Here is a 278-nt window from a genome sequence, read left to right on the forward strand (position 1 = left end):
AAGTAGAACTTGGCGTACAGATTATGTTATCTACAAACAAAACGGACAAGTTAGACGAAATCCGGCAGAGTGGCGCTACGAATATGATGACAGAGAAGAGTTTCACGGAGAATGGGTAGAGCTTCGAAACAAAATCCAGGATGGCATTGCAGTTAAAAAAGGAACAAGATGGGGCAGTAACAAATGTTTATTCTTCCTTGATCATAACGACTGGAGACAAAAACTACAGGGGATAGAAATTCTAGATGTTAAGCTTTATATACGCAGAAGAAATACCG

At 39.6% G+C, this 278-nt stretch carries 1 pseudogene; it reads left to right on the forward strand.

Annotated features, from left to right (window positions below):
• Window positions 1-278: pseudogene (locus tag ACSG5Z_RS32725) on the forward strand (hypothetical protein); the annotation flags it as partial.

This window comes from Bacillus pretiosus (assembly GCF_051294775.1).
Lineage (GTDB): Bacteria > Bacillota > Bacilli > Bacillales > Bacillaceae_G > Bacillus_A > Bacillus_A wiedmannii.